The following is a 19,888-nucleotide window of genomic DNA, read 5'->3' on the forward strand; positions in this document are numbered from 1 at the left end:
GTCATTCCTCAAATGGTATATCGATCTCGGTTCTTGTTTCCAGCCAATGCGGCACGGGCAAGTCCTTGCCGCGCAGAAAGGCAGGGTTGAACAGCTTGGACTGGTAACGATTACCATAGTCGCAAAGAACCGTCACGATCGTATGGCCCGGCCCGAGGTCTTTTGCGAGGCGGATCGCACCGGCAATATTGATGCCGGATGAACCGCCAAGGCAAAGCCCCTCCTCCTGAACCAGACCGAACAGGATTTCGAGCGCTTCCGCATCCCCTACCCGATAGGAAAAGTCCGGCGTAAATCCTTCGAGATTGGCTGTGATACGCCCCTGCCCGATTCCTTCGGTGATCGAATCGCCTTCCGATTTCAGTTCACCTGTCGTGTAGAACGAATGAAGCGCTGCTCCATGCGGATCGGCAAGAGCTATTTTAATGTCTGTATTCTTCTCCTTGAGACCAAAAGCAGTACCGGCCAGCGTGCCGCCTGAACCAACCGCCGAAACGAACCCGTCTACCTTGCCATCGGTATCGCGCCAGATTTCCGGCGCAGTGGTTTCGATATGCGCCACACGGTTGACGACATTGTCGAACTGGTTCGCCCAGATTGCGCCATTGGCTTCGGTTTTCGCCAGTTGATCGGCAAGCCTTCCGGAAAGGCGGACATAATTATTCGGGTTCCGGTAAGGAGCGGCAGGAACCTCGATCAATTCCGCGCCCAGCAGGCGCAGGGCGTCTTTCTTTTCCTGGCTCTGGGTTTCCGGGATTACGATAACCGTGCGATAGCCAAGCGCCTTGGCCACCATGGTCAGGCCGATTCCGGTATTTCCGGCTGTTCCCTCCACGATGACGCCGCCGGGCCTGAGAAGCCCGCGCTTTTCAGCATCACGGATAATATAGAGTGCGGCGCGGTCCTTGACCGATTGGCCGGGATTAAGAAACTCTGCCTTGCCGAAGATTTCGCATCCGGTAATTTCCGAAGCCTTCTTTAAGCGGATCAATGGCGTATTGCCGATTGCGTCGAGCGCCGAGCTGAGCATGATTCACATCCTTTCTTGTTGAAAGGAAGCTATGGGGAAGCAAACTGTTCTTCAAGCAAGGCGTGGGTAATTTTCCATGGGGTTTTGCAACTCCAGGCTCATATATCCTTAGATAATGAAAAAACCGCCCCTTGCAGGGCGGTCTTATGAAAAACGGGTTCATCCAATATGTTGCATGAACTTATGTGTCAGGCAGCTCTCTGCCCGCCACCGGCATTGCGGCGCTTGCGCCGGAATGGACGTTTTGGCTGCGCGGCAGCATCCCCGTTAGCTGCTTTGGGCGCAGCATTTGGACGATGTTCGCCGGCTTTTGGTGCCGGGCGGCGATGTTTCTGCGGTGTATTTTGCGAACCCGGCCTGCGGTTTTGCTTTGCCCTGGTTTCGCCCGGAGTTCTTGCAGCCGGTGCAGGCGCGGGTTTTACCGGAGCTTCCTTGACCGCCAACTTGCTACGCGTCACCCGTTCCACGGCTTTGAGCTTTGCTTCTTCGGTGGCCGGATCGTAAAGTGTGATGGAAGCGCCGCTTGCCCCGTTACGCCCCGTGCGTCCAATGCGGTGCACATAGGTTTCCGGCTCATCAGGCAGGTCGTAATTCACCACATGGCTGATCCCCGGAACGTCGATGCCGCGCGCAGCAATATCGGTGGCGACGAGGATGCGCAGCGTGCCCGAGCGAAACCCTGTCAGCGCGCGCTGGCGCGCGTTCTGCGATTTGTTGCCGTGAATGGCTGCTACATCATAATTGTCGCGCTCCAGATGGCGCACCACCGCATCCGCTCCGTGCTTGGTGCGGGTGAAGACGATGACCGACTTCATATCCGGATCGGTCAGCATGGCGGAAAGCAGACGGCGTTTGTCCTTTGTCGGAACCGGGTGAACGACCTGTGTGATTTCAGCAGCCGTCGTCCCCTGTGGCGCTACTTCCACGCGAACGGGATCACGCAGCAGGCTCTGTGCGAGCGCTGCGATTTCCTTGGGCATGGTTGCCGAAAAAAGAGCGGTTTGCCGGTCTTTATGCGTACCCTTGGCGATGCGTTTCACATCATTGATGAAGCCCATGTCGAGCATACGATCGGCTTCATCGAGTACCAGCCAGCGCGTTTCCGACAAATCGATGCAGTTTTCACGCACCAGATCCGTCAACCGGCCCGGTGTGGCAATGAGCACATCGACGCCGGGCTGCATGCGCTTGATCTGGCTCAAGCGTGAGACACCGCCAAGCACGAGTGCTGTGGATATATGGGCGCTTCTGGAAACGGTGCGGATCGTTTCCTCGATCTGCACGGCCAGTTCACGGGTTGGCGCAAGAATAAGCGCGCGCGCGGTCTTGCCCTTGCGCTTGTCACCGAGCGCAATGATCTTTTGAAGGATCGGCAGGCTGAAAGCGGCTGTCTTGCCGGAGCCGGTCTGGGCAATGCCAAGAATGTCGCGGCCTTCAAGCTGATGCGGAATGGCTTGCGTCTGAATGGGCTTCGGCTCGGTCATTCCTGCAGCCTCTACTCCTTTGAGCAGAACGCCGGTAACGCCAAGCGCGGCGAAGCCGCCAGTGTTTTCTTTAGTCAATTCAATCTCTTTCGACGGCGCTGTCAAAAGACAGCCCGCTTAAATATTTGGAACAAGCGCAACTTGCCCAATAAATTTTTACAATGAAACGACGGGACGCCGGAAATCTCCTGGCGACTTGCGCAGCCGTGCCCGAACGTGGTCCGGGTCTCTCCTGCTTCGAACCATTTCGCAAGCAGGAGGTGAGACGCAACAAGTCCAAAGCCGGGAAAGCTGAATCGTTCAGCCCATGCGCCTGAATGGCCATATGGGCTGTTTTGAACAAAAAAGCAAATATTTTTGTCACTACGACCTAAATGATGAAATCGGCCAGAACCTGATTGTCGGTAATGTCCTGATAGGCCCATCCCGCTTCGGCAAATTTCTTTTCAAGCAGCTTGAAGCTTGCGGCATCCCTGGTTTCGATGCCGATAAGAACGGAGCCGAAATTGCGCGCCGATTTCTTGAGATATTCAAAACGCGCCACATCATCATCGGGGCCGAGCAAATCGAGGAAAGATCGCAATGCGCCGGGCCGTTGCGGGAAACGGAAGATAAAATACTTCTTCAATCCCTCGAAACGCAATGCCCGTTCCTTGACGTCCGGCAAGCGTTCAAAATCGAAATTGCCGCCCGATACGACAATGACGATACGTTTGCCTTTCAATTCGCTTTTCTTGAAATCCTTCAATGCGTCGATGCCCAATGCCCCGGCTGGCTCCAGTACCACGCCCTCGACATTGAGCATTTCGGTCATCGTCGAACACAGGCGGTTTTCAGGAATCGTTATGACGGCGCTGGCATCAAAGCCTTTGAGCAGCTTGAAGTTTTCCTTGCCGATTTCCGCAACAGCGGCGCCGTCGACAAAATTATCGACCTGTGAAAGCTTGATCCGCTTGCCAGCTTCAAGGCTGCGCTTGAGGCTTGCCGCGCCCTCCGGTTCGATGAAGCGAAAGGCAGTCTTCCAGCCAAGGCCGATCAGATATTGCGTGACGCCGCCCGAAAGGCCGCCGCCGCCCACCGGAAGAAAAACGAAATCGGGCTTCTTGCCTTCAGGGAGCTGCTGTTCGATTTCCAGTGCGACCGTCGCCTGCCCTTCGATAATGCCCGGATGATCAAAGGGCGGAACCATGACCCCATTATTGCTGGCGGCAAATTCCTGAGACGCGGCGTAGCAGACATCGAAAATATCGCCAACCAACCGAATTTCGATGAATTCCGCCCCGAAAGCACGGGTTTTATCGATCTTTTGCTGCGGCGTCGTCACAGGCATGAAGACCACGCCCTTGCGCCCGAAATGACGACAGGCAAAGGCGAAGCCTTGCGCGTGATTGCCGGCGGAAGCGCAGACGAAGACCGCATTTTCATCCGCGGTTTCAACCGCGCGCGAAATAAAATTGAATGCGCCGCGTATCTTATAGGAACGAACCGGCGTTAGATCTTCGCGCTTGAGCCAGATTTCCGCACCATATTTGCGCGACAGATAATCATTGAGCTGCAAGGGCGTCTCTGGAAAGAGCGCACGCATTGCCTTTTCGGCGCGTTTTACGGCTTTGACGAAGGCGGTCATCGTTCGGCTTTCTGTCTTTTCGAGATATGTCGAGTGAATGGCTACATGGCTTTAACAGCGCAAACAACCCTGCAACACTCGACATTTTCGTCTTTTTAGCCGGAAAGCTGTGGTGCGGTCGGCGGGACTTGAACCCGCAAGTCTTATAGACGACGGATTTTAAGTCCGTTGCGTTTACCAGTTTCGCCACGACCGCAGCAGCCGTTCTATGTCATGATTTGCAGCGCAAATTCAAGCCACTTTGAGCACGGGACATAACTGGCTTTAATAACAGTGAAATTTTTTCACGGAACATGGCCGTTATCCGTAAATTGGGTTGCAGCGGCGCGCCGGAGGAGATTAACTGCACAAACATGAATGGAGTGCGTGCATGACCACAAACCCGCAGCAGGCTGTTACGGCCGGGATGCTCGCTATTGGCGACGAACTTCTCTCCGGTCGTACAAAAGATAAAAATATCAGCCATTTGGCCGATATGCTGACGGTGGCAGGTATTGATCTGAAAGAAGTTCGCATCGTCCCGGACGATGAAGATGCGATCGTCACCGCGCTCAATGCACTGCGCACATGTTTTGATTATGTCTTCACATCCGGCGGCATCGGCCCGACGCATGATGATATTACCGCCGATGCAATCTCGCGGGCGTTTGGTGTGCCTTGCATATATGATGACAAGGCCATGAAGATCATGGCCGAAAACTATGCCCGGCGCGGTTTGGAATTCACCCCGTCGCGTCAGCGCATGGCGAGAATGCCGCAAGGGGCCAGCCATATAGACAATCCGGTTTCGACGGCGCCCGGTTTCCAGATCGGCAATGTCTTTGCCATGGCGGGTGTGCCGTCGGTGTTTCAGGCAATGCTCGATAATCTGCTGCCGCATCTTCGCACGGGCCGGAAACTATTATCGAAATCGGTGCGCTGTCCTTTTGGTGAAGGTGTGATCGGCGCGCCCCTCACCGCCATTCAGAAAGATAATCCCGATACGATCATCGGTTCCTATCCCAAATTCGAAGAAGGGCGCTTCAGCACCGAACTGGTGGTTCGCGGCAGCAATCCCGCCCAGATCGATGCGGCCATCAGCGCGATAGAATCCATGATTGAAACCCTGCAAAAACAAGGCGCCGCCTGAGCGATCTCAAAATTATACTTGTATAACTGCTTGCATCTTATGTTAAAATAGAAACAGCCGGAAGGAGATCGAATATGTCCTACAAGACGGTGGTGGCTTACTCGCGCAGCGAAAACGAACTGAAACGTGTACTCTCCGCCATAAGGCTTCTGACGCAGAAGTTGCACGGTATTCATGTTATCGGCCTGTATTCAATTCCCTCTCCGATCGTCTATGCCGACCCTAACGGCTTTATCGACCCCGGTGTCTTCGAGTTGCACGATAAGCAGCATAAGGAAATCTCCGACCGGCTGAGACAGGTTTTCGAGGAGGAGATGCGCCTACAGGGTATCGCCCATGAATTTCAGATTACGCGCTCGGAAACGGGGACCGCTGCCGATGGCGTTCTGACTTCATGCCTTGGTGCGGAATTGCTGGTTGCCGGTCAGCCCGATCCCAATGATCCGGCAACCCAGGACGAAATTGCCGATACGCTGGTGTTCCATGCAAGCTGCCCCGTATTGCTGGTGCCCTATGCGCCGGTTTTGCCCTTGGAAGCGCTCGATCATGTGGTTGTGGCATATAATGGCAAGCGCGAGGCCGCACGCGCAGCTTTTGATGCATTGCCGCTGATGAAGGGGGCGAGCAAAACAGAAGTTATCTGGATCGACGCCCCGGTGCGTGAAGACGAAGGGGAAGCGCCTGCCGGTTCAGGTATCGCGGAAGCGCTGTCGCGCCACGGCCTCCCCATCACCCTGGCATCCATTCCCTCGAATAACCGCTATGCACAGGATGTCTTGCGCGAATATCTCATTACGCAGCGGGCCGATCTTCTGGTCATGGGGGCATATAGCCATTCGCGCCTGCGCGAACTCGTATTTGGCGGCGTCACGCGTGCCCTTCTCAATGAATTGCCCATTCTGACACTGTTCTCACGTTGATCGGGCCTTGATCGCTTTGCAGTCATTGGCGCTCCTGCGGATTGACTTCACTGCGCATTCACACGCAGTTTTGCTGAAAATGCTCCAGGGCGCTCTTGCAAGGCAGTGTTTTTTGGGGTTATCAGCATTTCCCGGCGCTGATCGTGTCGGGAGGAGAGGCTTTCGCTGCAGTGCTATATGCATTATGCCGGGCGCGCAGGGGAAAGCACAGATCCATATAATTGAGCGCGAGGACATTGGGTCGTCGCGCATATCGATCTTCCAGCCCCGGAAAGAATTGCCGGGTCTTTCCACGGAGCGTTTTGATGTCGTTGCCTGATAAAGCCTTTCCCGTTTCCTGGGATCAGTTTCACCGCGATGCCCGCGCGCTGGCATGGCGCATTGCGGACATGAATCGCGAATGGCGGGCAATCGTTGCCATTACGCGCGGCGGGCTGGTTCCTGCCGCCATCATTTGCCGTGAGCTCGGAATTCGCCTGATTGAAACAGTCTGCATTGCCTCCTACCACGATTATACATCGCAGGGCGATATGCAGGTTCTCAAGGGAATTGGCGATGCATTGCTCGAAAATGGCGGTGATGGCGTTATCGTCGTCGATGATCTCACCGATACCGGAAAAACGGCGGCAATGGTGCGCGAGATGATGCCAAGGGCGCATTTTGCAACGGTTTACGCAAAGCCTCAGGGACGACCACTGATCGATACTTTCATCACAGAAGTCTCGCAGGATACGTGGATTTATTTCCCGTGGGATATGGGTTTCACCTATCAGGAGCCGATCTCGCAGGGAAAACGCGGATAAACGAAACCAAACGAAACTGATTGTGGTGGAAATTCCACCACAATTATCCTATATGAAAACAGATATGTGAATGCATCCTGAGCAAGCCGATTGCTTTCGGGATGAAATGATTTGGCAGCCTATCGCCATAACGCCTTTAAAAATTTGAGACTTTTCTGTTTAATCTGCCGGGATTTCTTGATTCAGCTCTTGTCGTTTTGACGAATCAATTCATCCTGCAAAAAACAACCGGACTTTCGCAGTGAAAACGCAGGCTAAAAAACTTGTTGCAAAAGAGAAGCGTATTCTTACGCCTTCCGGTCGTTTGCAACAGGTTGCGGCGCTCGTTTATCGCTTCGAGCCAAGTGCATTGAAGGTTCTGGTCATCACGAGCAGAGGGACCGGGCGCTGGATCATCCCCAAGGGATGGCCTCAGATCGGCTCTACATTTGCTGAAACAGCAGCCTGCGAAGCGTATGAAGAAGCCGGTGTCCGCGGAGACGTCTCCCGCTATCCGATCGGCAGCTTCGATTATAGCAAGAATGACCTCCCCCCCGAATGCCTCAACCAGTTTACGGTTGCTGTTTATGCTCTGCATTATTCGGAACAGGCAGAAGACTGGCCTGAACGCGAGCAGCGAATTGGCGAATGGGTTTGCCCTTATGAAGCCGCCGATCGTGTCGAGGAAACGGGTCTGAAAGATATTCTGCGCGGCTTCGCGGACCTTCGCCTGACGATGGCCGCTGAATAATTATCCGTTCTGACACGTGATGACAGCGATTGCGGTGGGAAGCATGAAACATTGCTTCCTGCTTATAGGCCAATGTTTTGCGATGCGAAGTTTCGCCTCCTCTGTTCTCCCCGTTATCCACATGCCCATTTGCCGCTTTCCACAATATATGGGGTCTGGCGACGAATACCAAACCAGTGCTTGACGGTCCGGTCCGAGTCGTTTTTTATGGGTTCGTCGTTGCGTGAGTGGCGTGGCCGAGCGTATCAAATCCATCGGTCATTTTTTCAAGTCAGTCGAACTTCAGAGCGTGCGTTACGTCAGACAGGCGTTTATCGTGCGAGGATTTTTGCGTCTGAAATCAAGCCGCACCGTCTGGCAGGAAAAAGAGGATTTGTTGACGCGAATCGCGCAAAGAGACTAGATGTAGTGCCTGTGAACGTGATATAGTACTAAATAAGGAATGCTCACATCCTCTCTTCTGATTGCAAGGAAGCTGGCCAGCGCTGATAAAGTGTTGTGATCGACTCGCGACGAGAGGCAACGGGCTGTGAGCTTTAGCAAGATTTTGGCGCTTCCCCACAGAGCGGCCTTTCCGAAAGGCGGGGCCTCGAAAGAGGAGCGGCAGACGCAGCAGGACCGGAAGTCAGAAGCCTTTTGACAGGGCTACCATATATAGAATGTTTGGATGGGACAGATGAAGATCGAACGCCGTTTTACCAAAGAGAACCAGTCGGCTTACGCGGAAATCGAATTCCGCAAGACGATCAGTGAGATCAAAAACCCCGATGGCTCGATCGTGTTCCGTCTTGAGGACATCAATGTTCCGGCGCAGTTCAGCCAGGTCGCAGCCGACATCCTCGCCCAGAAGTATTTTCGTAAGGCAGGCGTCCCTGCCCGGCTGAAAAAAGTCGAGGAAAATGACGTTCCGTCCTGGCTTTGGCGTTCGGTCCCCGATGAAGAGGCTCTGGCGAAACTGCCCGAAGAAGATCGCTATGGATCGGAAATGGATGCCTGCCAGGTCTTTGATCGCCTGGCCGGAACATGGACCTATTGGGGCTGGAAGGGCGGCTATTTCGATGCGGAAGAAGACGCGGCCGCTTTCCGGGACGAACTGGCTTATATGCTTGCCACCCAGCGCGTGGCGCCCAATAGTCCACAATGGTTCAATACCGGCCTGCACTGGGCTTATGGTATCGATGGCCCCGGACAGGGACATTTTTATGTCGATTGGCAGACCGGCAAGCTGACGCGGTCGAAATCCGCCTATGAACATCCGCAGCCCCATGCCTGCTTCATCCAGTCCGTCGGCGACGATCTCGTCAATGAAGGCGGCATCATGGACTTGTGGGTGCGCGAAGCGCGCCTGTTCAAATATGGGTCCGGTACGGGGTCGAATTTCTCGCATCTGCGCGGCGAAGGTGAAAAACTTTCCGGCGGCGGCAAATCTTCCGGCCTTATGAGCTTCCTCAAGATCGGCGACCGTGCGGCGGGAGCGATCAAGTCGGGCGGCACGACGCGCCGCGCCGCCAAGATGGTGGTCGTCGATATAGATCACCCGGACGTGGAAGAATATATCGACTGGAAGGTGAAAGAGGAGCAGAAGGTTGCTTCTCTTGTTACCGGCTCCAAGATCGTCAAACAGCATCTGACCGCCATCATGAAGGCCTGCGTCAATTGCGAAGGTCAGGACGATGATTGCTTCGATCCGGCGAAGAACCCGGCGCTCAAGCGCGAAATCAGGGCGGCCAAGAAGAATCAGGTTCCAGAAAACTACATCAAGCGCGTTATTCAGTTTGCGCGGCAGAGCTATACCGACATTCAGTTCAAGACCTATGATACGGACTGGGATTCGGAAGCCTATCTGACGGTTTCAGGCCAGAACTCCAACAATTCCGTTTCGCTCAAGGACGAGTTTCTGCGCGCCGTCGAAAATGACGGCGACTGGAACCTGACGGCCCGTCGCGATGGTCGGGTGATGAAGACCCTCAAGGCGCGCGACCTGTGGGAAAAGATCGGCTATGCCGCATGGGCTTCGGCTGATCCGGGCCTGCATTTCAACACCACGATGAATGACTGGCACACCTGCCCTGCCGCTGGTCCTATCCGTGCATCCAATCCGTGCTCGGAATATATGTTCCTCGATGATACGGCCTGCAATCTGGCCTCGATCAACCTGCTGACCTACCGCAACAAGGACGGCTCGTTCGATATTAGCGCCTATGAGCATACGGCCCGCCTGTGGACCATCGTGCTTGAAGTTTCGGTGATGATGGCGCAGTTCCCGTCGAAGGAAATCGCACGCCTGTCTTATGAATACCGCACGCTGGGCTTGGGCTATGCCAATATTGGCGGCCTGCTGATGACTTCGGGCATTCCTTATGACTCCGATGAAGGCCGTGCGATCTGTGGAGCGCTGACCGCAATCATGACCGGCGTCGCCTATGCGACTTCAGCGGAAATGGCTGGCGAACTGGGCACTTTCCCCAGCTATGCGCCCAATGCGGACAATATGCTGCGGGTTATCCGTAATCATCGTCGCGCCGCATATGGCGAAACGCAAGGCTATGAAGGTCTGGCCGTTAATCCGGTCGCGCTCATTGCCGAAGATTGCCCCGATCAGGAATTGATCAGCCATGCACGCGCGGCGTGGGACAAGGCGCTGGCGCTTGGCGAAAAGCATGGCTATCGCAATGCGCAGGCCACCGTCATCGCGCCGACCGGCACAATCGGCCTCGTCATGGATTGCGACACGACCGGCATCGAGCCTGACTTTGCACTGGTCAAGTTCAAGAAGCTTGCCGGCGGCGGCTATTTCAAGATCATCAATCGTGCGGTGCCGGAAGCCCTGCGCACACTTGGCTATTCGGAAAGCCAGATTGCTGAAATCGAAGCCTATGCGGTCGGCCACGGCAATCTCAATCAGGCACCGGGCGTCAATCCTTCGTCGCTGAAGGCCAAAGGCTTCACGGATGAAAAAATCGAAGCACTCAATGCAGCCCTCAAAAGCGCCTTCGACATCAAGTTCGCTTTCAACAAATGGACGCTGGGCGAAGATTTCTGCAAGGAAGTGCTGAAACTTTCCGATGAGCAGCTCAACGATTTCTCGTTTGAAATGCTGCCTGCGCTTGGTTTTGCACGGCGGGACATCGAAGCGGCCAATATCCATGTTTGCGGCGCCATGACACTGGAAGGCGCGCCCTTCCTGAAAGAAGAGCATTATCCGGTCTTCGATTGCGCCAATCCATGCGGCAAGATCGGCAAGCGCTACCTGTCGGTCGAAAGCCACATCCATATGATGGCGGCGGCGCAGCCCTTTATTTCCGGTGCGATCTCCAAGACAATCAACATGCCCAATGAGGCAACTGTCGAAGATTGCAAGAACGCCTATATGCTTTCATGGAAGCTGGCGCTGAAGGCCAACGCGCTTTATCGCGACGGCTCCAAGCTTTCACAGCCGCTCAACGCCTCGCTTATCGCCGATGACGAGGATGAAGATGATGCCATTGAGGCATTCATCGAAGCCCCCGCTGCGGCCCGTGCCGTTCAGGTGACGGAACGCATTGTTGAGAAAGTGGTCGAGAAGATCGTGCATGAGCGCGAGAAGCTGCCAAATCGCCGTCAGGGCTATACGCAGAAGGCAGTTGTGGGCGGTCACAAGGTCTATCTGCGTACCGGTGAGTTCGGTGACGGACGTTTGGGTGAAATCTTCATCGATATGCATAAGGAAGGTGCGGCCTTCCGCGCGATGATGAATAATTTCGCCATTGCTGTGTCGCTGGGCCTGCAATATGGCGTGCCGCTGGAAGAATATGTCGAAGCTTTCACATTCGTGAAGTTTGAACCGGCGGGTATCGTTCAGGGCAATGACGCCATCAAAACGGCGACGTCGATCATTGACTACGTCTTCCGTGAGTTGGCCGTCTCTTATCTTGGCCGCAATGACCTTGCCCATGTCGATACGAGCGATTTCTCCAACACAGCGCTCGGCAAGGGCATTCAGGAAGGCAAGACCAATCTGGTTTCCACGGGCTGGACCCGCGGTTACAAGCCCACGCTCGTCAGCAATAGCCAGCCTGCGGGCGAGACCAGAAACGCAACCCCTTCAACACCGCAGGCTTCAAATGTGACGACGCTGAAATCATCGGCGTCCCGTCCGGCGACGATGGGGCTGGTGACAGATGGCGCAACGGCCTTCAAGCAGGAGTTCGAAGCCCAGCCATCGACCCCTGCCCCGCAGCCCGAAAATGCTTCGGCTACGGAACTCTTCTCCGATAAGGCGGCTGCCGATGCGGCTTCTGCCCGTCTGGAAAGCACCAATACGGCCAAGAAGCTGGAAGCCGACCGTCGCATCAAATCGATGATGCAGGGCTATACGGGCGATAGCTGCACGGAATGCCAGAACTTCACCATGGTCCGCAACGGCACCTGCCTCAAATGCGACACTTGCGGTGCGACGAGCGGCTGTAGCTGATCCGGAACCGATTATCTTCCAGGAAACAGGCCGGATTTTTCCCGGCCTGTTTCATTATGTTTTATTTATTTACCGATCGTCTGACGCCATTGGGCGCCATTTTCAAGAAAAGCTGGAACACAATAAGCATCTCCACGTTCAATCAATGCGACGAACGTATAAGGAGATAGTTATGTTTAAGACTGCACTTCTGACGACGACCTGCGCATTATTGATCAGCGGCGGTGCGATTGCTCAGACGACCACGCCTGCGCCAATGGAACAGCCGGCGGCTGCAAGTGACCTGCCTGTTTCATCGCAGAACATGTTCGGCAATCCTCCCGCTGAAAATGCCGACAAGGTGGGCTTTGTCGAAGCCAAAGAGGGGCAGATTATGGTTTCATCCTTCATCGGGCAAAGCGTTTATGAAAGTGATGCTGCCGATGCCCAATCGGTCGGCAAGCTCAACGATCTGATCGTAAGCCCCGAAGGCACGATTGAAGCTGCGGTAATCGGCGTGGGCGGCTTTCTCGGCGTTGGTGAAAAAGATGTAGCCGTCAGTCCCGATCAGCTACAGCTTGCAACCCGCAGCGACGGCAAGAAATGGCTGGTGATAAAGGCTACAAAGGAACAGCTTAACGATGCGCCAGGCTTTGACCGCAGCGCTCTGTTTTCCGAAGGTGTAGCAGATCCGGCAGCGGCTGCGAAGTCGAATGCAACCACACCTGATGCGGCTCCTGCTGACCCGGCGGCAGCTCCCGCACCGGATGCAACCATGCCCGAACCGGATGCTGCAACTCCTCCCCCGGAACCTGCGACACCGGCACCCAATACAACTCAGTAATATTCTGAAACTTTGTCATAAGCCCGAAAACCCCGACCTGCGCGGTCGGGGTTTTTACGTATAAGCAATTCATAGGCTTGATTTCACGAGGCGGTCCCCTTACCACCGGATAAAGCACAGGTCCGACTGATTTCACACAGGAATATTCAGGAAAGTCTATTGCTCCAAATCTTTACCAGCCATCCATGGACACAGACAGTTGCTGCGCTGACCGGCCTGTTTCTTTCGGCCTTTATCGCAAATTATCTGATCAAGGCGATCCTGCTGAAAATCCTGCACAAGATCGTGGAGAAGACATCTTTCGGTCAGGATGAAGAAGTGAGGCGGCACGGCGTCATCGGTCGTCTGGCTAATGTCGTTCCCGCTTTGATCATTGCATCGGGTATCGCAGCCGTGCCGGGACTGCCGGAGACAGCCGTAACCATTATCAGCAATGTGGCCATTGCGTTCATCATTTTGACGCTGGCGATGGCAGTCAGCGCGTTTCTGAGCCTCATCGACACACTTTATAGTCGGCGTGAAGAGGCAAAAGACCGACCGATGAAGGGCTATATCCAGGTCGGCAAGCTTGTGACCTATCTTATCGCGGTGGTGCTTATCATCGCCACGCTGCTGGATCGCTCGCCCCTGATCCTGCTGTCGGGTGTCGGTGCCATGGCAGCGGTGCTGATACTGGTTTTTCAGGATACCTTGCTGTCGCTGGTTGCCAGCATGCAGATCGCCTCGTCCAACATGGTGCGCGTGGGCGACTGGATCGAAATGAGCCATCTCGATGCCAATGGCGATGTGGTCGAGATCGCGCTCTATACGGTCAAGGTCCAGAATTTCGACAAGACGATCACCACGATTCCCATCCGCAAGCTCATTACAGAGCCGATGAAAAATTATCGCGGAATGCAGCAATCGGGCGGCAGACGCATAAAGCGTTCTATTTTTATCGATCAGGCGACGATACGTTTTCTTACTGAGGAAGAGCGACAGCGGCTTGCGTCCATGGACCAGCTCAAGGATTACCTGCCCAAAAAAGAGAAGGAAATCGCCGACTGGAATGCCAGGCTCGGGGAGCGCGCCAATAATCCGGCGAATACCCGCCGCTTCACCAATATCGGGACATTCCGCGCCTATGTCGAAACCTATCTGCGTAATCATCCGCATGTGCATAAGGGCATGACGCTGCTTGTACGGCAGCTCGATCCCACGCCAAATGGCTTGCCGCTGGAGATTTATTGCTTCACCAATACGGTCGTCTGGGCCAATTATGAGAATATCCAGTCAGATATTTTCGATCACCTTTATGCAATCATCCCGGAATTCGGCCTCGCTCCATTCCAGAATCCAGGCGGAAGGGATTTTCGCGCATTGGTATCGGGCGATCTGAAAGAGTAGCCCTATGATGCGTCAGTTTCGCAGCCAGTCAGCAATGCCGTTGGCGGCTGCAATCCCCATCGCAAAACAGGCGGTCAGAAGATAGCCGCCCGTCGGCGCTTCCCAATCGATCATCTCGCCGCTGACAAACAGGCCGGGCATTTTCTTGAGCATATATTGCGCATTGATTTCGTCCCAGCCAATCCCGCCTGCCGTCGAGATTGCTTCCTCTATCGGACGCGAACGGCGGAGCGGAACGGCAAGCGATTTGATATTCTGCGCAAGCCTGTTTGGTTCTTTTTCGCGAATAAATTCAAGAACCAGTGCTGCCTTGACGCCGGTCAGCCCCGCTCCTTTGCGCAACAGATTGCTTGAACTAAGCTTTGAATTCTGCCGCGCAAGATCATGAGCAAGCCGCTCGACTGTTTTCCCCGGCGCAAGATCGAGAACGAGATCGGCCCTGCCCTGCGCTTCCAGCTCATCGCGAAGCCATGCGGAATGAGCATAAATCAGGCTGCCCTCCACACCGTTGCGGGTTATTACGAACTCGCCCTGCGTGGTTCCTGCTCCGCTTTTGATGGTGACGGATTTAACCGGGCTACCAGCGAAATGTTCAGTCAGATAGGGGCTCCAATCAACGTCAAAACCGCAATTGGCGGGTTTCAAAGGTGCTATGCGAATATTCCTATCCCGAAAATATTCAACCCAGGCGCCGTTGGAACCAAGCTTCGGCAAGCTTGCACCGCCGAACGCAAAAAGAGCAGCGTCACAGTCGACGAACTCTACGCCATGCGGCTTCTCAACCGTCAGCCTGTTTCCATCAAAGCCAATCCATTTATGACGCGTGAGGATGCGAACCCCCTGCGCTTCGAGGCGTTGCAGCCAGGCACGCAGCAAAGGTGAGGCTTTCATGGCTTTGGGGAATACACGGCCCGATGAGCCGACGAAGGTTTGCGCCCCCAGCGCATCCGCCCATGCCCGCAATTCATCCGCGCCGAATGCCTGCAAGACGGGCCTTATCCGCTCGGCACTTGCACCATAACGCATTGCGAAGCGGGCAAATTCTTCCGAATGCGTCAGATTGAGGCCCGACTTGCCCGCAAGCAGGAACTTGCGGCCAACGGTCGGCATCTGCTCATAAAGCGTCACTGCAAATCCCAGCGCCGACAAGCGCTCGGCGGCGATCAGCCCGGAAGGGCCACCGCCGAATATGGCGACAGTTTTGTCAGGCATGGATGCCCGGATTGCATAATAAGATCAATCTTCCTTCTCCAGCATTTCCTTAACTGCGGTAGCTAACTGTTTGAGTGAGAAGGGTTTTGGCAGAAAGCCAAACTTAGCCTCAGCAGGAAGGTTACGGGCGAATGCATCCTCGGCATAGCCGGAGACGAAGATGAATTTAATGTCGGGATAGGTCTTGCGCAACTCTCGCAGAAGCGTCGGGCCATCCATTTCCGGCATGACCACATCCGAGACGACAATATCCACCTGCCCGTTCAATTCTTCCAGCACTTCCAGCGCTTCCACACCCGATGCGGCTTCATGCACGGTGTAGCCGCGTGACTGGAGGGCGCGAACGCCACCCATGCGCACGGCGTCTTCATCTTCCACCAGAAGCACGGTGGCGGACCCGGACAGGTCGGTGGCTTTTTCGACCTTCTTTTCCTTTGCCTGCACGGGCGCATCGTTCGCACCCTTTTCTACGATATGGCGAGGCAGGAAGATCTTGAAGCTGGTTCCTTTGCCCAGTTCGGAATCGCAATAAATGAAACCGCCGGTCTGCTTGATGATCCCATAGACCATCGAGAGGCCGAGACCCGTTCCCTTGCCTACTTCCTTGGTCGTAAAGAAAGGTTCGAATATCTTCTCTACAACATCGGCGGGAATACCGGTGCCCGTGTCTTCCACTTCGAAAAGGACATAGTCGGCTTCCGGCAGATCGCGATAATGCAATGCAGGCACTTCCGTGATCGGCACATTGCGCGTGCGCAGCACGATGTCACCGCCATCCGGCATGGCGTCGCGCGCATTCACCGCCAGATTGACAGCGACCTGTTCAAATTGTCCCAGATCGGCTTTCACCGGCCAGAGATCGCGCCCGTGCTCGATCTTGAGACCTATATCCTTGCCGACGAGGCGAGCGAGAAGCATACGCAAATCCGCCAGAACGTCGGTCAGATCCAGAACTTCGGGGCGCAGCGTCTGGCGACGCGAGAATGCCAGCAACTGGCGCACGAGCGAGGCGGCGCGATTTGCATTCTGCTTGATATTCATAATATCGGGGAACGAGGGATCGGCCGCGCGATGATTGCTCAGCAGCAGGTCCGACGACATGATGATGGCGGTCAGCACATTGTTGAAGTCATGCGCGATACCACCGGCAAGCTGTCCCACGGCCTGCATCTTCTGGCTCTGCGCCATCTGGTTCTCAAGCGCCTTTTGCTCCGTGGTTTCAACCGCAGAAATAATAGCTGCCTCTTCGGTTGCCTCGCCGCCAAGATCAGTTACCGCGCTTAGATAAAAGCGGATATGGCGCTCCTCGTTGCCCGGAAGCACCGTGTCCACCGGTGAGATGCTCGCCTGTCCGGCAAAGGCGGCGGCGAGTGCCGTGTTAAAGGCTTCGCGGTCGCGTTCGTGAACGACATTTTCCAGTTTCATGCGCCGGTCGACGGCGTCGCGATCAACGACGGAAGAGAAAATATCGAGGAAGCGCGCATTGGTGCGCAATGTATGGCCTTCCACATCAACCGCCGCAATGGCCATTGGCGCGGAATTGAAAAAGCGCGTGAACCGCACTTCGGAAGACCGCAATGCAATGGATGAATCATCGCCCTCCGCACGGTCGAGAACGATGGTGCGGCTCGTACCCGGCGTTCCATCGCGCGCTGCCTGAACGCGGTGATAAAAGCGTACCGCGAGGCTTTGGCCGTTCCGCTTGATGAGATCAAGATCAATCACCGTGTTGCGGCTGGTGCCGGGCTCAGCTTTTACGGCCCTTATCAACGCCATGCCGCTTCCCGCAATAATGTCGTTAAGCGTCAGCGAGCCGGGCGTAAACTGCGTCAGATCAACACCCAGCCATTCGGCAAGCGTCGCATTGAGATAAATTATGCGGCCTGCGGGATCAGCGGAAAAGAAGCCCGCCGGTGCATGGTCCAGATGGTTGATTGCTTCCTGAAGTTCCTGAAAGAAGCGCTCCTGCTCAGCCCTCTCCTCGGAAATATTTGCAATTTGCCAGGCGACAAGCTGGCCCTTGAAATCCTTGCCCCCGTCGAAGGGGCGCGCCTTGATGCGATACCAGACCGGAGTGAGCGTACCATGGCCAGCCTGGGCAAGATCAGCCGATAGCCGGACTTCTTCCTGCGTCGACAATCCATCGCGCACGGCATTGGTCAGCCGGTAAATTGCATCGGAAGCAGCAGGTTCTTCGGAAAGAATAGTATCAAGCGAGCGCACGCTATCGGCGGCGGCACCCGTCATGCGGGCATAGGCATCGTTGGCATAAACGATCTGGCCGCGCGAATCGGAAATCACGGTGCCTTCAGGCAGGGAATCGAGAAAGGAATGCGCCAGATTCCGGTCTTCCTTGCGCTGGCTGAATCGTATCAGTCCGGTAGCTGCGCCAAACAGGTAAAAGACCCCCACCATGGACAAAAGGCCCATAAGGACGAGCGCAAACCCGTCACCAAGTCTGTCGCGGAACACGAAATAGACGAAGGCCGCGCCAATCAGCACAATTCCCACCGCCAGAAGCCGCAAGGCGGAGTGGGAATCGCGCCGGGGCATCACAAGCGGTTTTGGATAGGTGTTGTCGGTCTGTCGCGACATCAGGCGCTCTGCCCTTTCATGCTGTTCGTCTGCTATGCTTTTTGCTGCGCTGCACGGATGATGATCCGTCCGTATTCATTGGATCAGGAGCAAGCGCTATCTTATTCATAAAGCAAAACCAATCACATTCCCTGCCATAAGTCCGCGTCTGGTGCCATATATGAAGATTTTCCACATATTGCAGGCTATATCCGATTCGCAGAACGCGTTAGAGTAGGTTTCGATCTGAATGAACCAGATCGGCGCTCTAAGCTTTTGTTTAAACGCGCATCTTTTTTCAAAAACGTTTCACGTTTTCCGGGATGCGCTTCAGGTCGTAATTTACGCTTGAGCATGTGCATATAGGCGTCAGGTCACGGCTTACGTCATTTTGGCTGGGGATCATATGATCCCCACAAATAGATGCAACATTCCCAAGCCGGGCAAATTGAACTAGTGTTTTGCCCGGCGGTTTTTGTCATGGTGATTGGAAACGCGGGGATAGTGCAATGTCCGTCTCGCGGATATTGCTTGTTTTAGTATGAGAGGTTTCACCGCATGAAGGAATGGCTCAGCGGTCTTGTGGGAGAAAATGCGGCAAATATTGTCGGTTTCGTCCTTGTTTTTGCGATCATTCTAGGCGGAATTTTCGTCGTTCTTTCCATCCTCAGGCGTTTTAGCGGCGGTAGTTTTTCGGCTGGCGGACGTGGCGGACGCCAGCCCCGGCTTTCGGTTATGGACGCCGCTGCGGTCGATAATCGCCGCAAGCTTGTCCTGATACGCCGGGACGATGTTGAGCATCTGCTTCTTATCGGCGGCCCAACGGATGTCGTGGTCGAGCAGAATATCACTTCGGAGCCACGGATAGCCTCACGCACCGAACCATCACGCATAGAGCCAGGGCATATCGAGCGGTTCCGCCAGCATGAGGCAACCATCACGTCGGACAAAGAAAACACGATCCAGTTGAATTCTCCGATAGAAACGCCGGTTTTTGCCGAACCATTCCCCGTAAGGGAAGAGGCACCTGCTTTTCAGCCTGAACGGGAAGCCGCGCAAAAGCCTGTTGCACCGCAGCCGCCTGTGACGCCGGCAGCTCCACAAATGCCGCAAACACCGCCACAGCCGCGCTCCACCACACATTACCCACCGCAGCCACGGACCGTCGTGCCGCCACGTCCGGCGGAACAGCAATCGCCGTCGCCGCGCCTGCATCCGGTCTATCCGCTTAGTCGCGTTTCACGCGGAGTCCTGACCTCCACATCGGGGGCCGCAAGTGTCAGGGAACAGGAGAAGATCGTTCCAAAGGATGCTGGCGACACCGTTCCCGATCGTGAGACAGCCCCGCAAAAGCCCGTCGTTGCGGAAGCCGCCACGCTGCACAACATAACACCAAAAGCGGAAGAACCTCGTGCCAGCTCCGGGCCGGAGTTTGTCGACAATAATCTCGAAGGACTGAGCGGTGCCCTGAACGACGCAATCATGTCGGATCTGTCCGCCGATGAGACTATCCCGGAAGGCCAGAAAGAATTCGACAAATTTGAGGTTGAAGACTTTGAAAGCGAATTGCTCGGCTCGCTGGATATTTCCCCCGATGGCAATAAGCCGGAGCACAATATTGAAGACGAAATGGAAAAGCTTCTGGGCGAACTGACGCGAGATGAGACCCGCCATCGGTAGGCTGGTTTAATGATCTCGTTTAGTGACCGGGTCAGAT

14 protein-coding genes and 1 tRNA gene are annotated in these 19,888 nt (G+C 55.1%); 9 read left to right on the forward strand and 6 right to left on the reverse strand.

The annotated features are described in order from the left end of the window. Nucleotide 1: 1 nt before the first annotated feature. The 4 genes from DKP76_RS09040 to DKP76_RS09055 form a co-directional block, all read right to left on the reverse strand. Nucleotides 2-1,030 carry a cysteine synthase A gene (locus tag DKP76_RS09040; protein ID WP_109706130.1) on the reverse strand — a complete coding sequence of 343 codons (1,029 nt, stop codon included), beginning with the start codon at nucleotides 1,028-1,030 and terminating at the stop codon, nucleotides 2-4. 188 nt (nucleotides 1,031-1,218) lie between these two features. Further along, on the reverse strand, nucleotides 1,219-2,619 hold the full coding sequence (locus DKP76_RS09045; protein WP_425349381.1) for a DEAD/DEAH box helicase: 1,401 nt from the start codon (nucleotides 2,617-2,619) through the stop codon (nucleotides 1,219-1,221). A gap of 265 nt (nucleotides 2,620-2,884) precedes the next feature. Continuing rightward, nucleotides 2,885-4,141, reverse strand: coding sequence for a threonine ammonia-lyase IlvA (ilvA, locus tag DKP76_RS09050; protein WP_109706132.1), 1,257 nt, complete (start codon nucleotides 4,139-4,141; stop codon nucleotides 2,885-2,887). A gap of 110 nt (nucleotides 4,142-4,251) precedes the next feature. Continuing rightward, a tRNA-Leu gene (locus DKP76_RS09055) sits at nucleotides 4,252-4,337 on the reverse strand. A 174-nt stretch (nucleotides 4,338-4,511) separates the two neighbouring features. Here DKP76_RS09055 and DKP76_RS09060 point away from each other — a divergent pair. From DKP76_RS09060 to DKP76_RS09090, 8 genes are all read left to right on the forward strand, one after another. After that, nucleotides 4,512-5,270: a competence/damage-inducible protein A gene (locus DKP76_RS09060; protein ID WP_109706133.1), complete on the forward strand. Its 759-nt coding sequence runs from the start codon at nucleotides 4,512-4,514 to the stop codon at nucleotides 5,268-5,270. A gap of 74 nt (nucleotides 5,271-5,344) precedes the next feature. Beyond that, nucleotides 5,345-6,190, forward strand: coding sequence for a universal stress protein (locus DKP76_RS09065; protein ID WP_109706134.1), 846 nt, complete (start codon nucleotides 5,345-5,347; stop codon nucleotides 6,188-6,190). Nucleotides 6,191-6,495: 305 nt separating this feature from the next. Continuing rightward, nucleotides 6,496-6,993 carry a xanthine phosphoribosyltransferase gene (gene gpt, locus DKP76_RS09070; RefSeq protein ID WP_109706135.1) on the forward strand — a complete coding sequence of 166 codons (498 nt, stop codon included), beginning with the start codon at nucleotides 6,496-6,498 and terminating at the stop codon, nucleotides 6,991-6,993. Between the two features lie 241 nt (nucleotides 6,994-7,234). Then, nucleotides 7,235-7,723 carry an NUDIX hydrolase gene (locus tag DKP76_RS09075; RefSeq protein ID WP_109706136.1) on the forward strand — a complete coding sequence of 163 codons (489 nt, stop codon included), beginning with the start codon at nucleotides 7,235-7,237 and terminating at the stop codon, nucleotides 7,721-7,723. Nucleotides 7,724-7,955: 232 nt separating this feature from the next. Beyond that, nucleotides 7,956-8,126, forward strand: coding sequence for a hypothetical protein (locus tag DKP76_RS19175; RefSeq protein ID WP_158279429.1), 171 nt, complete (start codon nucleotides 7,956-7,958; stop codon nucleotides 8,124-8,126). 273 nt (nucleotides 8,127-8,399) lie between these two features. Continuing rightward, a complete protein-coding gene (locus DKP76_RS09080; protein ID WP_109706137.1) occupies nucleotides 8,400-12,176 on the forward strand; it encodes a vitamin B12-dependent ribonucleotide reductase in 3,777 nt (1,258 codons plus the stop codon). Nucleotides 12,177-12,348: 172 nt separating this feature from the next. Further along, on the forward strand, nucleotides 12,349-12,999 hold the full coding sequence (locus tag DKP76_RS09085; protein ID WP_109706138.1) for a PRC-barrel domain-containing protein: 651 nt from the start codon (nucleotides 12,349-12,351) through the stop codon (nucleotides 12,997-12,999). A gap of 159 nt (nucleotides 13,000-13,158) precedes the next feature. Beyond that, nucleotides 13,159-14,385 (forward strand): mechanosensitive ion channel family protein, encoded by a 1,227-nt coding sequence (locus tag DKP76_RS09090; RefSeq protein WP_109706139.1) that lies wholly within the window; start codon nucleotides 13,159-13,161, stop codon nucleotides 14,383-14,385. A 12-nt stretch (nucleotides 14,386-14,397) separates the two neighbouring features. Here the strand turns inward: DKP76_RS09090 and DKP76_RS09095 are convergent, their stop codons facing one another. Further along, entirely contained in the window at nucleotides 14,398-15,597 is a 1,200-nt protein-coding gene (locus DKP76_RS09095) for a TIGR03862 family flavoprotein (protein ID WP_109706140.1), read from the reverse strand. 24 nt (nucleotides 15,598-15,621) lie between these two features. Continuing rightward, entirely contained in the window at nucleotides 15,622-18,192 is a 2,571-nt protein-coding gene (gene cckA, locus DKP76_RS09100) for a cell cycle histidine kinase CckA (RefSeq protein WP_109706141.1), read from the reverse strand. A 537-nt stretch (nucleotides 18,193-18,729) separates the two neighbouring features. Between cckA and DKP76_RS09105 the strand changes: the two genes are divergently transcribed. Then, a complete protein-coding gene (locus tag DKP76_RS09105; protein WP_109706142.1) occupies nucleotides 18,730-19,851 on the forward strand; it encodes a flagellar biosynthetic protein FliO in 1,122 nt (373 codons plus the stop codon). The last annotated feature ends 37 nt before the right edge of the window (nucleotides 19,852-19,888 follow it).

The sequence above is a fragment of the Falsochrobactrum shanghaiense genome (assembly GCF_003149535.1).
GTDB lineage: Bacteria > Pseudomonadota > Alphaproteobacteria > Rhizobiales > Rhizobiaceae > Brucella > Brucella shanghaiense.

Coding starts and splice junctions, on each gene's coding strand:
- DKP76_RS09040 (WP_109706130.1), bottom strand. CDS start 1,030: ATGCTCAGCTCGGCGCTCGACGCAATCGGCAATACGCCATTGATCCGC.
- ilvA (WP_109706132.1), bottom strand. CDS start 4,141: ATGACCGCCTTCGTCAAAGCCGTAAAACGCGCCGAAAAGGCAATGCGT.
- DKP76_RS09060 (WP_109706133.1), top strand. CDS start 4,512: ATGACCACAAACCCGCAGCAGGCTGTTACGGCCGGGATGCTCGCTATT.
- DKP76_RS09065 (WP_109706134.1), top strand. CDS start 5,345: ATGTCCTACAAGACGGTGGTGGCTTACTCGCGCAGCGAAAACGAACTG.
- gpt (WP_109706135.1), top strand. CDS start 6,496: ATGTCGTTGCCTGATAAAGCCTTTCCCGTTTCCTGGGATCAGTTTCAC.
- DKP76_RS09080 (WP_109706137.1), top strand. CDS start 8,400: ATGAAGATCGAACGCCGTTTTACCAAAGAGAACCAGTCGGCTTACGCG.
- DKP76_RS09085 (WP_109706138.1), top strand. CDS start 12,349: ATGTTTAAGACTGCACTTCTGACGACGACCTGCGCATTATTGATCAGC.
- DKP76_RS09095 (WP_109706140.1), bottom strand. CDS start 15,597: ATGCCTGACAAAACTGTCGCCATATTCGGCGGTGGCCCTTCCGGGCTG.
- cckA (WP_109706141.1), bottom strand. CDS start 18,192: ATGTCGCGACAGACCGACAACACCTATCCAAAACCGCTTGTGATGCCC.
- DKP76_RS09105 (WP_109706142.1), top strand. CDS start 18,730: ATGAAGGAATGGCTCAGCGGTCTTGTGGGAGAAAATGCGGCAAATATT.